Source organism: Streptomyces sp. NBC_00328 (genome assembly GCF_036139655.1).
Lineage (GTDB): Bacteria > Actinomycetota > Actinomycetes > Streptomycetales > Streptomycetaceae > Streptomyces.
In genome coordinates this window covers 8,332,256-8,345,489 of record NZ_CP108013.1, presented here as the reverse complement: position 1 = coordinate 8,345,489, position 13,234 = coordinate 8,332,256, and the positions used below count along the sequence as shown (strand labels likewise).

Below are 13,234 nucleotides of genomic sequence, written 5' to 3'. Positions count from 1 at the left end.
CCTTTTGGCCTCAACTTCCTTTATCCGCTGCCTGATTGCCACCGGGGAACAGGAGCATCGTCTGCCCGGTGGTCCATTGGCGAGCTTCCGCGTCCAGCGCGACGGACCAAGAGGCGGGCAGGCGTGCCGCTTCGCGAACGGCGCCCGGACGGGGCCGAGTCGGCGGACCCGGCCCCGTCGCCCTCAGGAGTCCTCGCTCCGCGGCTCCCACCCCTCGTACGCGGCCGTCAGCAGTCCCAGAACTCCGCTCGCGGTGACCTCACGGGGGTTGGGGTAGGACTCCGCGGCGGCCTGGGTCGCCGCGCGAGCCAAGTCGGCTTCCTTCAGGCCGAGTTCGGCGAGGGTACGGGGAGCGCCGAGGCCTCCCGCGAGCTCCCGCAGGGCGCGGGGGACGTCGTCGGTGTCCATGGCCCGCGACAGGACGGCGATCGCCTGCGGCACGGCGACCGCGTTGTAGGCGAGGGCGTACGGGAGGACCACGGTGTGGGTCTCGGCGTGCGGCAGTCCGAAGGTGCCGCCGAGGACATGGCACAGCTTGTGGTGCAGGCCCATCGTCGTCGCGCCGAGGCAGGCACCGCAGAGCCAGGCGCCGTAGAGGGCCCGGCCGCGCGCCTCCGGATCGCCGGGGGCCGCCGCCACCTCGGGAAGGGCGCCGGTCATCGCCCGTACGCCCTCCTCGGCCATCAAGGAGACGAGCGGGGAGGCGTCGGGGGCGTACAGCGCCTCGACCGCGTGCGCGAGGGCGTTGACGCCGCTGGTCACCGAGAGCGGGACCGGGAGGCCGAGGGTGAGTTCGGGGTCGTAGACGACGCAGCGGGGCTGTACGCGGGGGTCGCGTCCGGTGCGTTTGACCCCCTGCTCGGTCAGACCCCACACGGAGGTCATCTCGGAGCCCGAGTAGGTGGAGGGCACGGCGATCAGGGGCAGGCCAGTGCGCAGTGCGATCGCCTTGCCGAGGCCGATCGCGGAGCCGCCGCCGACGGCGACACACCCGTCGGCGCCCGCCGCGCGCGCCACCTCGACCGCCTCTTCGGCGACCTCCACGGGTACGTGCATCCGGGCGCCGGTGTGCACCCCCACGCAGTTGTCGCCGAGCGCGTCCGCCACCGACCGTGCGGCCTCCGCGCCCCGGCCACCGCACACCACGAGCACCCGGTGCAGTCCGAGACGCGCGGCCTCCCCCGGTGTCGCGGTCACCGAGGCGCCGGGCCGGAAGACGACCCGGGCGGGCCGGGTCTCGTAGGAGAAGTCGAGCGGTGCGCCCGGCTGGGTGGTCATTCCGGCTCCAGGACGAGGTCGAAGCGGGCGTGGCGGAAGGGGTTCGCGACACCGAACTCCCCTGCCAGCGCGGGGTCGTCGGTCTCGGCGAAGTCCTGGACGAGACTCTTCTTCACGGCGAAGACGGCGTCCGAGCCCAGATAAGGGCTACCCGCCACGAAGATGTGTTTGACATCCTCCCCCTCTTGAAAGAGGGGGATTCCAGCCCGTGCGGGTTGGGGTTCACGGGTGTTCGAACGGCTGGTGGCCGTTGTCACCCCTCCGGCACCGGCTGTTCGCCGGGGGCGGGGGATCCCGCCCTGTCCTGCCGCGACATTGACTGCTGCGTTGGTGTCCGCGTTGCAGGTGAAGCCGCAGAAGGAGCAGACGAACTCGGCTTGGCTCTTGCGCGAGTTCTTGTCGATCCAACCGCAGGCGCTGCAGCGCAGACTGGTGTAGGGGGCGGGGACGTCCTCGACCCGGCCCGGGGCCTTGTGCCCGGTGCGCCGGCGGAGCAGGCCCCAGCCCTGGGCCAGGATCGCCCGGTTCAGCCCGGCCTTCTGCCTGACCTGCCTGCCGGGCTGCTCGGTGGTCCCCCTGGCCGAGCGGGTCATGTTCTTGATGTCCAGCTTCTCGAACCGCACCAGACCGTAGGTGCGGGCCAGCATCGTCGAGGTCTTCTCGCACCAGTCCTTGCGCCGGTCGGCTTCACGCGCTTTGATCCTGGCCACCTTGGCGTACTCGGCACTCTTTTGCTCGCTTGCCTTCGGGGCGCGAGCGGCACGTCGCTGGTGTTTACGGACCTGCGCGCGTTCCTTCACGGTGAGCTGCGGGCAGTTCAGCATCCGCCCATCCGAGAGGGCGGCCGTAATTCTCACACCCCGGTCGATACCGATGACCCCGCCCGTGCCGGGCGCCTCGATGGGGGCGGGGACGACCGCGAACGCGATGTGCCACTGGCCGTTACGGAAGGTGACACGGAACGTCTTCGCCTTCGGCAGCTCAGAGCCCTTGCCGTTGCGGCTGAGCCGGAAGCGGACCCAGCCGCAGCCGGGCACCTTCACCCGCGCCCACCTGCGGTTGAGCTTGCGCACCACCACCGAGCGGCCCATGACCTGCCTGCCCCTGGCGTTCAGCTTCGGTGAACCGTCCGCCTCGAACTCCCCGATGCGGCCGGTGCCGATCACGCGGAAACCCTCGTGCACGTGCTTCCTGCGCCAGGTCGGCTCACCAAACCCGGAGGCGAACATGGCGTTCTTGGCTTTGGCGAAGTCCTTCAGTGCCTGCTGCTGCACGTCCGCATTGCCTGCGCCCAGCCACTCGTTGTCGCGCCGGGCCTCGGTGAGCTGACGGCACTGCTCGGCAAAACCGGGCGCCGCCCTGCGGCCCCTGTACCAGTGCGTGTGCTGCTCGACGGCCAGGTTGTAGACGTACCGGGCGTGCGCACAGTGGCCGAGCATGATGCCCGCCTGCCCGCTCGTCGGGTACATCCGAAACCGTGACATGCCGTGAACCTAGCCAACACGTTCCCCGACCGCCCACACCATCGACCGGCATCACCCGTGCGAGTGACCGCTCCCGGCCACCGACCCGCCCGACCACCAGCTGGCCAGCTGGCCGCCGTCAAACGACCACCGTCGACTCCGAGTTGCCGCACCCGCCCGAGGCCGGCCTCACCACCGCCTCGCCCGAGGCGCCGAACCGCCCTGTCGGCGGTTCGGCTTCCCCCGCCCCGCTCCGCGGGAGCGGGCATTCACCCCGGCCCTGAAGGACCGGGCACCCTGCCCGAAAGCAAGGTGGAAGGATCCGAGCACCGTCGGCTCCGTCGCGCCCGGGTCGCCGTGGCCGTTCAGGGTCTCCACCAGCATGGAGACGCCGAGAACGTCCGACAGGAGGACGAACTCCTGCCGGGTGTCCGTGCACATGTGTCCGGTCGCCGCGAGGAAGGCCATGGCGCTCTCCCATTCCGCGGTCGTCGGCCGGCTCTCGCGGACGAAGGCGTGCAGATGGCGGGTGAGCGCGCCGAGCAGCTCACGCAGCCTCGGATCGGCCGTGCCCGCGAAACTGTCGACGACAGCGTCGGTGATCCAAGTGGTGCGTTCCCTGGCCATGCCGCTCCCGTGGTCCAGCCGGTCGTCGTCCTGCCGAGCGCGCCCAGGCTACGAGACCACCGCCCCGGGCGGACGAACCTCGGCGCCGTGTCCGCGGCCACCGGGCCACCGGGCCACCGGGCCACCGGGCCACCGGGCCACCGGGCCACCGGGCCGAAACACCGTTGCCGACGCCGATGATGCGCGATGACCCTTTCCGTGGGGCATCGTTGACCTGGAGGATCACGCCCGCACCGGACGCACGGAAAGTATGATCAAGCAATGTCTGACTTGACCGAAACCACGCCCGGCTGGCTGTCCCGTGACGAACTGGAATCGGCCCGCGCCCGCATGCCGATCCTGTACGTCGAGGCCGTACCGGTGCGCGTCGACGACAACGGCGAAGTCACCCACATCGGGCTCCTGCTCGGCATCGGTCCGGACGGAACGGTCACCCGCTCCCTCGTCTCCGGCCGGGTGCTGCACCACGAGCGGGTCCGGGACGCCCTGCTGCGCAATCTGGAGAAGGACCTCGGCCCGGTGGCCCTGCCCCGGATCCCGGCCTCCCTGCAGCCCTTCACCGTCGCGGAGTACTTCCCGACCCTGGGCGTCACACCGTTCCACGACCCGCGCCAGCACGCCGTGTCCCTGGCGTACATCGTGCCGGTCACCGGCGACTGCCGCCCCCGGCAGGACGCGCTGGACCTGGTCTGGTTCAGTCCGGAGGAGGCCGCGTCCCCCGTGGTCACGGACGACATGCCGGGCGGTCACGGCGTTCTGCTGCGGCAGGCGCTGGCGTACGTCGGACGTATCGCCTGACGCGGGCGCCGGCGCCCCGCGGGCATCGGGGACGGGCGTGATCCCGTCCGGAGCGGCGGCCTGGCCGTCGACCTGCCCGCCGCCGGACGGCCCGCGACCGGCCACGACACGCCGGGGCAGGTCCGGGCGGGCGACAGGTCACCGCCCCTTCAGCGGCCGCTCCACACCGGGCTGCGCTTCTCCGCGAACGCGGTGGCGCCCTCGCGCGCGTCCTCGGAGACGAACACCGGCGCGATGATCCGCTCCTGCTCCTCCCAGCCCTCGGCGAGCGTCCAGTCGGCGCTGGAGCGGGCGATCCGCTTCGTGGCCGCGACGGCCAGGGGTCCGGCCGCCGCCACCCGCGCGGCCAGCTCCAGCGCGCCCTCCAGCGCCTTGCCCTCGGGCACCAGGCGGTTGACGAGGCCGATTTCCGCGCCACGCCGAGCGGTGATCGGATCGCCGGTCAGGAGCATCTCCATGGCGATCGCGTACGGGATGCGGCGCGGCAGCAGCAGTGCGCCGCCGGCGGCCGCCACCAGGGAGCGGGTCACCTCCGGGACGCCGAACCTGGCCGTGTCGCCGGCGACCACCAGGTCGCAGGCCAGCATGAGCTCGAACCCTCCGGCCAGCGCCCAGCCCTCGACGGCGCCGATCAGCGGCTTCTTCGGCGGGGTGATGGTGATGCCGGCCAGCCCCCGGCCCTCGATCGCCGGGCTCTCGCCCCTGAGGAAGGCCTTGAGGTCCATCCCGGCCGAGAACGTCCCGCCGGCTCCGGTCAGGACGCCGACCCGGAGGTCGGCGGAGGCGTCCAGCTCGTCGACGGCCTCCGCGACGGCACGGGCGACGGCCAGGTTCAGGGCGTTCTTCGCCTGCGGCCGGTTGATGGTGATGATCTGTACGCCGTCACGGCGTTCGACCAGGACTTCGTCCGACATGTCGTTCTCCTTGTGGTGCGGTCGTACCGGCTCGATCGCTCGGACGACGTGGTGTTCAGCCGGCCGGCGGCGCGGAGCGCAGGATGCCGGACAGGAATGTGTCGCAGAAGAGGTCCGCGATCTCGCGCGGCGGGAGTCCGGCGTCCTTCTTCACCCACACGTACGAGTAGTTGAACATTCCGAGGATTCCCTTGAGCGCCACGGACTCGGGCATCGCCTTGAAGTCCCCCGCGTCGATGCCCGCGTTGAGCGTGCGCTGCCACACCTGCTCGTACTGCTTGCGCAGATCGAGCACCGACTCCATGAGCGGGCCCGTGAGCGCGGTGAAGTCCCGGTAGTGCACGGTCCATTCGAGGACGTGGTCGGCGATGTTCTCCATCAGCGTCCGGGCCAGTTCCCTGAAGCGCTCCTCGGGGTCCTCGACGCGCTTCTCGATGTCGAGCGCGATCTCGACCATGACACGCAGCTGGGAGGCGCTGATCTCGAAGAGCAGGGCTTCCTTGTTCCCGATGTGGTGGTAGAGCGCACCTCTCTGGAGCCCGACCGCCGCCTCGAGTTGGGCCATCCCGGTGCCGTGGTAGCCGTGTTCGGCGAACAGCTCCGCCGCGGCATGCAGGATCCGAGCTTTCTGAGGTGACTTGGGGGCCATTGACCTGCCATTCTCGAGAAGGTTGCCGGGGGAGATAGAGACTACCGAGGGTCGTCGCACGCACTCGCGCGCGCCGGTACCGCTCGCTGTCAGCCCTCTTCCGGGGCATCGGGCCGGCCGAGATACGCCGGGTTGGCCACGAGCAGTTTGTCCCTCACCGTGCCGACGACGGCTTCCACGACGCGGGGGTTCACAGGTGTCACGGCGCCGGAGCGCAGGGCTTCGGCGAGGTCCCGCTCCGTCGCGAACCCGAGGCCGTCCAGCCGCCCGCGGTGCCGCTCGCTGACCTCGGCCGAGAGCAGGAGCTCCCGCCGTACGATCCGCAGGGCGTTGGCCGCGACCCTGGCGAGGTAGCTGCCGCCGCCCTGCGAACCGAGCTCACCGCGCGCGAGGGTGCGCTCGACCACGGCGAGCAGGTGGTCGGCGTCCGGGGCGTCGTGGGGCGCGGCGCCCGTGCCGACCGTTTCGGACTCCGCCGCGTCCACGGCGGTCAGTACGTCCTCGGTCTTCTCGGTCCGCGTCAGCCCGAGCGCGAGCAGCAGGTCGAACTCCGCTTCGCACACCCTGCGGCCGATCACGGCGTGTTCGAGCGAGTCCTGTTCGCCTTCGAGGTGTACGGCGGCCTGCTGACGGCAGATCAGCACCCAGCGCAGTGTGCTGTAGACCTCCCACCAGTGCAGCTGTGCGTCGGTCGGACGCCAGCCCGCCACCTCCTCGTACCCGTCGAGGAGCTGTGCGCGGGTGCCGAACCCGCCGACCGGCAGCGCCGCACCGAAGCGCCAGGCCTTCACGCACAGCCAGCCGAGATCCTCGACCGGGTCCCCGCGGTGGACGAGTTCCCAGTCCAGGACGGCCCGGATGCCCTCGGGGCCGACGATGGCGTTGCCGTTGCGCAGGTCTCCGTGGACGACGGTGTCGGCGACGGAGGGTACGGGGTGGTCCTCCAGCCAGCGGATGCCGAGTTCGACCGACGGCCGGGGCGTGTCCCAGCGTTCTGCCAGGGCGCGCAGCGCGGCGATCGGATCCTGCCGGGCGAGCCCGCCGAGGGTGTCGGGGGCCATCGTGTGGATGCGCGCGGCGACGGCGCCGAACTGTGCCGCGAGTGTCTCCCTCGCCCCGGCGTACGCGTCGTCGCGCAGCAGGCGGCGGGGGATCACCTCGCCCTCGACATGGCTCATCACGATGTAGGGGTTGCCGCCGAGCGAGTCCCCGCTGTCCACGAGCTCCGGGACCGGTACTCCGGCCGCGGCGGCCGCGGCCATGACCTCGGCCTCCAGGTCCATCGTCTCGGCGCCGGCCTGGCCCGACAGGTCGCGCCGCAGGACCAGGTCGCGGGAGCTGCCCGCGACCTCGGCGGTGAAGCGCATGGTCTGCCGGCTGGCGCCGCCGGGCAGGGCGCTGGGGACGGTGGCCGTCACGGGCGCGCCCCAGACGGCGCTCAGGCGTGCCTCGATCTCTTCCTGGTCAGTCATCGAGATCTCCCTGGAGCCAGGGGGCGCGGGAGGGGTCGGCCAGCAGCCGTCGCGCGACGACCATCCGGTGGACCTCGTCCGGACCGTCGTAGATGCGGGCGAAACGCGCCTCGCGGTACATGCCCTCGAGGGGCGTGTCGTCGGTGACGCCGAGTGCCCCGTGGACCTGGATCGCCCGGTCGATGACGTTGTGGAGCATCTGGGCGGCCCAGAACTTGACGATGCTGATCTGGATGCGGGCCTGTCCGTCGAGGTCGAACTGCTTAGCCGCGTCCAGGACCATCAGCCGCGCCGCGTGGATCTCGGCCGCGGACTCCGCGACGTAACGCTGGATCTCGCCCTTCTGCGAGAGCAGCGAGCCGTGGGCGTAGCGCGTGTTGGCGCGTTCGACCATGAGCTCGAAGGCGCGCTGCGCCTGGCCGAGCCAGCGCATGGCGTGGAAGATCCGGCCGGGGCCGAGGCGGATCTGGCCGACGGCGAATCCGCCGCCGCGCTCGCCGAGCAGGTTCTCGTAGGGGACGCGGACCCCGGTGAGTCGGATCTCGCAGTGGTCTCCGCCGGTGGAGCCCATGGTCTTGAGGACGCGGACGACCTCGAAGCCGGGTGTGCCGGCGGGCACGACGATCGCGGACAGGGCCTGGTGGGCCTTGACGTCGTCCGGCTCGGTGCGGGCGTAGACCGTGGTGAACGCGGCGTTGGAGCCGCCGGTGGTGAACCACTTGTGGGCGTCGATGACCCATTCGTCGCCGTCGAGCCGGGCGGTGGCCTGGATGAGCGTCGGGTCCGATCCGGCGACCTCCGGCTCGGTCATTCCGGTGCTCGGGGTGATGTCGCCGGCCACCAGCGGGAGCAGCCAGCGCTGCTTCTGCTCCTCGCTCGCGAACCGGTGCAGCATGATCGCGTCCTGCATCGACAGGGTGCCCGCCGCGAGCTGTCCGTACTTGGAACGGCCGATGATCTCGTTGACGAGGGCGAACTCGTAGAACGGGAGACCGCCGCCGCCGATCTCGGCGGGGTGGCCCAGCGCCCACAGGCCTTTTTCCTTGGCGCTCGCCTGCAGGCGCTTCAGCGCGACGGCGGCACTGTCGCCGCCCGCGTCCAGGGCCCGTTCGGCGGGGATGACCTCACCGTCGACGAACTCCCGCATGGCGGCGCGAAGTTGTGATCCTGACATACTCATGGGCTTCATTCCTGACAGCAGCGGACGGGCAGGGCGGTGCGTCGTTTACTTGGGGGGAAGGCGGACACCTCCGTCGATCCGGATCACTTCACCGTTCATGTAGCTGTTGGAGAGCAACTCCCAAGCGAGGCTGGCGAATTCGTCGGCCTGGCCGAGCCGGCGCGGGAAGACGACGTCCTTGGCGAGCTTGGCCTTGAACTCGGCGGGGTTCGGGACCGTGTCGTAGATCGGCGTCTCGATCAGTCCGGGGGCGATGGTGTTGACCCGGACGCCGACGACGCCGAGGTCACGGGCCAGCGGCAGGGTGAGTCCGACGACTCCGCCCTTGGAGGCGCTGTAGGCGACCTGGCCGATCTGTCCGTCGAACGCGGCCACCGACGTCGTGTTGACGATCGCGCCGCGCGCGCCGTCGGCGTCGGGCTCGTTGCGGGACATCGCGGTCGCGGCGAGGCGGACGACGTTGAAGGTGCCGATCAGGTTGACCTCGACGACCTTGCGGAACGCGTCGAGGTCGTGGGCCGAGCCGTAGGAGCCGTCCTTGCCGACGGTGCGGGCGAGGCTGGGGATGCCCGCGCAGTTGACGACGACGCGCAGCGGGGCGTCGGACACGGCGGCGTCGACGGCGGCGATGACCTGGTCGGGGTCGGTGACGTTCGCGGCGATGAAGCGGCCGCCGATGTCCTTGGCGACCCGCTTGCCGCCGACCTCGTCGAGGTCGAGGACGGTCACCTTGAGGCCCTTGGCTGCGAGGAGGCGGCTGGTGGCCTCTCCGAGTCCGGAGCCTCCGCCGGTGACGATCGCCGAGCTGCCTGCCAGTTCCATCGTTGACTCCTTGGTTCGTGTGCGGTGCGGGGTGCGGCCGGGCTCGTGCCGGGCCGGTGTCCGGTCAGGGTTTGCGGACGAACGCGGCGATCGCCGCCTGTGCCTCGGGGGAGGCGATCACCGCGACCTGGTTGGCGATCTCGGCTTCGAGCGCCTCGGCGAGAGGGGTCCCCCAGGCGTTGTTGAGCAGCGACTTCGTGCCGGCCAGCGCCGAGGGCGACAGTTTGCGAAGACGGCCGGTGACGGCGTCCACCTCTGCGGCCAGTTCCTCCGGCGGCGCCACGGAGGTGATCATGCCCCAGTCCAGCGCGGTCGCCGCGTCCAACGAGTCGCCGAGGAAGGCCAGTTGGCGCGCCCGGCGCTCCCCCACCAGACGGGGAAGCAGCCAGCTGCCGCCGCTGTCCAGGGACAGTCCGCGCCGGATGAACAGCTGGAGGAAGCGGGACCGGTCACTGGCGATCACGAAGTCGCAGGCCAGGGCGAGGTTGACGCCCGCGCCCGCGGCGATCCCGTCGACCATGGCGATCGTGGGGAACGGGGCTTCGTGGAGGGCGAGGACGCAGCGGTTGGAGACCCTGATCCGGTCGGGCAGCGCGTCGAGGTCGTCGAGCAGTCCCTCGACGTCGGAGCCGCCGCAGAACGCCCCGTCGGCTCCGGTGACCACCACCGCGCGGGTGGCGGGATCGGCCGTCAGCTCGGCGAGCAGCGCTTCGAGCGCGCTCCACATCGTGTCGGTCATGGCGTTGAGCTTGCCGGGCCGGTTCAGGGTGATCGTGGCGACGCCGTCCCGCGTCTCGCAGTCGACGCTCATCGGCGGGCCCGCTTGTCGGGTGCGTCGATGGACCGGCCGATGATCTCCTTCATGATCTCGTTGGTCCCGGCGTAGATGGTCTGCACCCGCGCGTCCAGGAAGGCCCTGGCGACCGGGTACTCCTCCATGAAGCCGTAGCCGCCGTGCAGTTGGAGACAGCGGTTGACCACGTCCTGCTGGAGTTCGGTGGTCCACCACTTGGCCTTGGCGGCGTCCTCGGCGTCCAGCACCCCGTCCAGGTGACGGCGGACGAGGTAGTCCACGTAGACCTGGGCGACCTCGGTGGCGGTGAGCATCTCGGCCAGTTCGAACTTGGTGTTCTGGAAGGAGGACAGCCGCTGTCCGAAGGCCTCCCGCTCCCGGCAGTAGTCCATCGTCCAGTCCAGGACGGCGCGGGCGCCGGTGATCGCGGAGACCGACAGCGCCAGTCGCTCCTGGGCCAGGTTCGCCATCAGGGTGGGAAAGCCCGTCCCCGGCTCGCCGAGCAGGTTCGCGGCCGGCACCCGGGCGTCGTCGAAGAACAGCTCCGCGGTGTCCTGGCTGCGCAGTCCGATCTTCTTCAGATGGCGTCCGCGGGCGAAGCCGGGGGTGCCGTTCTCCACGACGATCAGGCTGAGGCCGCGGTGGCGCTCCTCGGGGTCGGTCTTGGCGGCCAGGACGACCAGATCGCAGTTGAGGCCGTTGGTGACGAACGTCTTGGAGCCGTTGACGACGTAAGTGTCACCGTCGCGGATCGCGGTCGTACGGACGGACGCCAGGTCGGATCCGGCGCCGGGCTCGGTCATCGAGATCGCGCCCATGATCTCGCCCGTGACGAACCCGGGCAGCCAGCGGGCCCGCTGCTCCTCGTTGGTCGCGCCGAGCAGGTAGGGCAGCACGATGTCGTTGTGGAGCGTGATGCACATGCCCGAGCCGATGACGTTGGCCCGTTGCAGCTCCTCGGAGATGATCACGTTGTAGCGGAAGTCGTCGACACGCAGGCCGCCGTACTCCTCCGGTACGGCCATGCCCAGGAAGCCCTGGGCTCCGGCGGCCAGGAACATGGACTTGTCGACCCGGCCGGCCTCCTCCCACTTCTCGTGGTTCGGGACGATCTCGGCCTTGACGAAGGCCCGGAAACTGCTGCGGAAGTCGTCGTGGGTGTCGTCGAACAGATCACGGTGCACAGCCATCGCGTGCCTCCTCTCTCATCGTGCGGTCCATCCGCCGTCGACCGCGAGGGTCTGTCCGGTGATGAAGCTTCCGCCGGGGCCGGCGAGAAGCAGCAGTGCTCCGTCGAGCTCTTCGGACCGCCCGGGGCGGCCCATGGGGGTGTTGCGCCTGATCCAGCGGCTCGCCGACTCGTCGGCCAGCATCTCGGCGGTCAGTTCGCTGGGGAACCAGCCCGGCGCGATGGCGTTGACGCGTACCCCGGAAGGGGCCCATTCGGCGGCCAGATGCCGGGTGAGGCTGATGACGGCCCCCTTGGCGGCGCCGTAGGCCGACTGGGGGACGGGGGCCGAGGCGACGAGCCCGAGGACGGAGGCGATGTTGACGATCGCCCCGCCGTCGCGCTGCGTCATGGACTTCGCGGCGAGCACGCTGAGCTGGAACAGCGCGGTCACGTCGATGTCGAGGGTCTTGCGGAACGAGGCGATCGGCTGCTCCGATGCGGGCAGCGCGTCGGCCCAGCCGGCGTTGTTGACCAGGATGTCCACGCCGCCGAGCTGCTCGGCGCGGGCGATCAGGGCCGTGCAGTCGTCCTCGTCGGTGATGTCGCACCGGTGGGCCACGATCCGGTCGTCCTCGGCGGCCAGCGACTCCAGGAGGTCGGTGCGGCGGGCCGCCGCGACCACGGTCGCCCCGGCCGCCGCCAGGGTCAGGGCGAACCGGCGTCCGAGTCCGCTGGAGGCCCCGGTCACCACGGCGACCTTGCCGCTCAGGTCGATGACGTGGGCCCCGGGGGTCACGACAGCCTCTCGATGACGGTGGCGTTGGCCATGCCGCCGCCCTCGCACATGGTCTGGAGGCCGAACCGGCCGCCGGTGCGCTCCAGTTCGTGCAGCATGGTGACCATCAGCTTGGCGCCCGAGGCACCGAGGGGGTGGCCCAGCGAGATGCCGCCGCCGTTGACGTTGACCTTGGCCGGGTCGGCGCCGAGTTCGCGCTGCCAGGCGAGGACGACGGAGGCGAAGGCCTCGTTGACCTCGAAGAGGTCGATGTCGTCGAGGCTCATGCCGGACCGTGCGAGGACCCGCTGGGTCGCCGGGATCGGGCCGGTCAGCATCTCCACCGGGTCCGAGCCGGTCACGGCCATGTGGCGGATGACCGCACGCGGGCGCAGGCCCAGCTCGCGGGCTTTCTCCGCGCTCATGATCAGGACGGCGGCGGCGCCGTCGACGATCTGCGAGGAGTTCCCGGCGGTCACGCGCCCCTCGGGGACGAAGGAGGGCTTGAGGCCGGCCAGTGCCTCGGCGGAGGTGTCGCGAATGCACTCGTCGGCGAGCAGGGTGTCGCCGGGCTCGGTGATCTCGCCGGTCTCGCGGTCGCGCACCTTGCGGGGCACGGGGACGATCTCGCGGTCGAAGCGCCCCTCGTCGCGGGCGGTGGCGGCGCGCCGGTGGCTCTGCAGCCCGTAGGCGTCCAGTTCCTCGCGGGTCAGCTTCCAGCGGTCGACGACGAGCTCGGCGGAGATGCCCTGCGGGACGAGACCGCTGGCCCCGTACGCCTCGCGGTCGGCGTAGCGCTGGTGCGCGGCCTCGCCGTAGACGGCGCGGATGTCGCCGCCGGGGGCGTTGGAGAACATCGGGACCGTGGACATGCACTCCAGGCCGGCCGCGACCACGACGTCGCAGGTCCCGGCCATGATCGCCTGTGCGGCGAAGTGGACGGCCTGCTGGGAGGAGCCGCACTGCCGGTCGATGGTCGTGGCGGGCACGGTCTCGGGCCAGCCCGCGGCCAGGACGGCGGTCCGGCCGACGTTGGTGCTCTGGGGACCGTTCTGGGTGACGCAGCCCATGATCACGTCATCGATGATGGCGGGGTCGATGCCGCTGCGCTCCTGGAGCGCGATCAGGGTCTGCGCGGCGAGCTCCGCGGGGTGCCAGCCGGACAGGGAGCCGTGGCGCTTGCCCGAGGCGGTGCGGACCGCCTCGACGATTACTGCTTCGGGCATGGGAAAACCTTTTCGGGGACGACCGGGACACGCGGGGTGTGCGGTCGGTGGGGTACGGGGCTGACG

12 protein-coding genes and 1 pseudogene are annotated in these 13,234 nt (G+C 71.1%); 1 reads left to right on the top strand and 12 read right to left on the bottom strand.

Annotation, left to right across the window (positions count from 1 at the left end):
• Positions 1-183: 183 nt before the first annotated feature.
• The 3 genes and pseudogenes from OG485_RS36540 to OG485_RS36530 form a co-directional block, all read right to left on the bottom strand.
• The gene (locus OG485_RS36540; protein ID WP_328672810.1) at positions 184-1,278 is read right to left on the bottom strand and encodes a maleylacetate reductase; all 1,095 of its coding nucleotides are present in this window, start codon (positions 1,276-1,278) and stop codon (positions 184-186) included.
• On the bottom strand, positions 1,275-2,762 hold the full coding sequence (locus OG485_RS36535; protein WP_328672809.1) for an RNA-guided endonuclease InsQ/TnpB family protein: 1,488 nt from the start codon (positions 2,760-2,762) through the stop codon (positions 1,275-1,277). The genes OG485_RS36540 and OG485_RS36535 overlap by 4 nt, the downstream gene beginning before the upstream one ends.
• A gap of 288 nt (positions 2,763-3,050) precedes the next feature.
• Positions 3,051-3,368: pseudogene (locus OG485_RS36530) on the bottom strand (dioxygenase); the annotation flags it as partial.
• Between the two features lie 261 nt (positions 3,369-3,629).
• Between OG485_RS36530 and OG485_RS36525 the strand changes: the two are divergent.
• Positions 3,630-4,166, top strand: coding sequence for an NUDIX hydrolase family protein (locus tag OG485_RS36525; protein ID WP_328445692.1), 537 nt, complete (start codon positions 3,630-3,632; stop codon positions 4,164-4,166).
• 149 nt (positions 4,167-4,315) lie between these two features.
• On the opposite strand, the gene OG485_RS36520 is transcribed toward OG485_RS36525, so the two are convergent.
• From OG485_RS36520 to OG485_RS36480, 9 genes are all read right to left on the bottom strand, one after another.
• Positions 4,316-5,080, bottom strand: coding sequence for a crotonase/enoyl-CoA hydratase family protein (locus tag OG485_RS36520; protein WP_328672808.1), 765 nt, complete (start codon positions 5,078-5,080; stop codon positions 4,316-4,318).
• 55 nt (positions 5,081-5,135) lie between these two features.
• A complete protein-coding gene (locus tag OG485_RS36515) occupies positions 5,136-5,729 on the bottom strand; it encodes a TetR/AcrR family transcriptional regulator (RefSeq protein WP_328672807.1) in 594 nt (197 codons plus the stop codon).
• An 89-nt stretch (positions 5,730-5,818) separates the two neighbouring features.
• Positions 5,819-7,201 carry a phosphotransferase family protein gene (locus tag OG485_RS36510; protein WP_328672806.1) on the bottom strand — a complete coding sequence of 461 codons (1,383 nt, stop codon included), beginning with the start codon at positions 7,199-7,201 and terminating at the stop codon, positions 5,819-5,821.
• Positions 7,194-8,381, bottom strand: coding sequence for an acyl-CoA dehydrogenase family protein (locus OG485_RS36505; RefSeq protein ID WP_328672805.1), 1,188 nt, complete (start codon positions 8,379-8,381; stop codon positions 7,194-7,196). The genes OG485_RS36510 and OG485_RS36505 overlap by 8 nt, the downstream gene beginning before the upstream one ends.
• A 45-nt stretch (positions 8,382-8,426) precedes the next feature.
• A complete protein-coding gene (locus OG485_RS36500; RefSeq protein ID WP_328672804.1) occupies positions 8,427-9,203 on the bottom strand; it encodes an SDR family NAD(P)-dependent oxidoreductase in 777 nt (258 codons plus the stop codon).
• Positions 9,204-9,267: 64 nt separating this feature from the next.
• Positions 9,268-10,014, bottom strand: a complete 747-nt coding sequence (locus OG485_RS36495; protein WP_328672803.1) for an enoyl-CoA hydratase/isomerase family protein — start codon at positions 10,012-10,014, stop codon at positions 9,268-9,270.
• A complete protein-coding gene (locus tag OG485_RS36490; protein ID WP_328674788.1) occupies positions 10,011-11,180 on the bottom strand; it encodes an acyl-CoA dehydrogenase family protein in 1,170 nt (389 codons plus the stop codon). Before OG485_RS36490 ends, OG485_RS36495 begins: the two co-directional genes overlap by 4 nt.
• Positions 11,181-11,201: 21 nt before the next feature.
• The gene (locus OG485_RS36485) at positions 11,202-11,963 is read right to left on the bottom strand and encodes an SDR family NAD(P)-dependent oxidoreductase (protein ID WP_328672802.1); all 762 of its coding nucleotides are present in this window, start codon (positions 11,961-11,963) and stop codon (positions 11,202-11,204) included.
• Positions 11,960-13,168 (bottom strand): thiolase family protein, encoded by a 1,209-nt coding sequence (locus tag OG485_RS36480; protein ID WP_328672801.1) that lies wholly within the window; start codon positions 13,166-13,168, stop codon positions 11,960-11,962. The genes OG485_RS36485 and OG485_RS36480 overlap by 4 nt, the downstream gene beginning before the upstream one ends.
• Positions 13,169-13,234 lie beyond the last annotated feature (66 nt).

Excerpts from the sequence above, each read along its gene's own strand:
- OG485_RS36495 (WP_328672803.1), bottom strand. The coding sequence starts at position 10,014 with ATGAGCGTCGACTGCGAGACGCGGGACGGCGTCGCCACGATCACCCTG.
- OG485_RS36500 (WP_328672804.1), bottom strand. The coding sequence starts at position 9,203 with ATGGAACTGGCAGGCAGCTCGGCGATCGTCACCGGCGGAGGCTCCGGA.
- OG485_RS36505 (WP_328672805.1), bottom strand. The coding sequence starts at position 8,381 with ATGAGTATGTCAGGATCACAACTTCGCGCCGCCATGCGGGAGTTCGTC.
- OG485_RS36535 (WP_328672809.1), bottom strand. The coding sequence starts at position 2,762 with ATGTCACGGTTTCGGATGTACCCGACGAGCGGGCAGGCGGGCATCATG.
- OG485_RS36540 (WP_328672810.1), bottom strand. The coding sequence starts at position 1,278 with ATGACCACCCAGCCGGGCGCACCGCTCGACTTCTCCTACGAGACCCGG.
- OG485_RS36525 (WP_328445692.1), top strand. The coding sequence starts at position 3,630 with ATGTCTGACTTGACCGAAACCACGCCCGGCTGGCTGTCCCGTGACGAA.
- OG485_RS36480 (WP_328672801.1), bottom strand. The coding sequence starts at position 13,168 with ATGCCCGAAGCAGTAATCGTCGAGGCGGTCCGCACCGCCTCGGGCAAG.
- OG485_RS36510 (WP_328672806.1), bottom strand. The coding sequence starts at position 7,201 with ATGACTGACCAGGAAGAGATCGAGGCACGCCTGAGCGCCGTCTGGGGC.
- OG485_RS36515 (WP_328672807.1), bottom strand. The coding sequence starts at position 5,729 with ATGGCCCCCAAGTCACCTCAGAAAGCTCGGATCCTGCATGCCGCGGCG.
- OG485_RS36520 (WP_328672808.1), bottom strand. The coding sequence starts at position 5,080 with ATGTCGGACGAAGTCCTGGTCGAACGCCGTGACGGCGTACAGATCATC.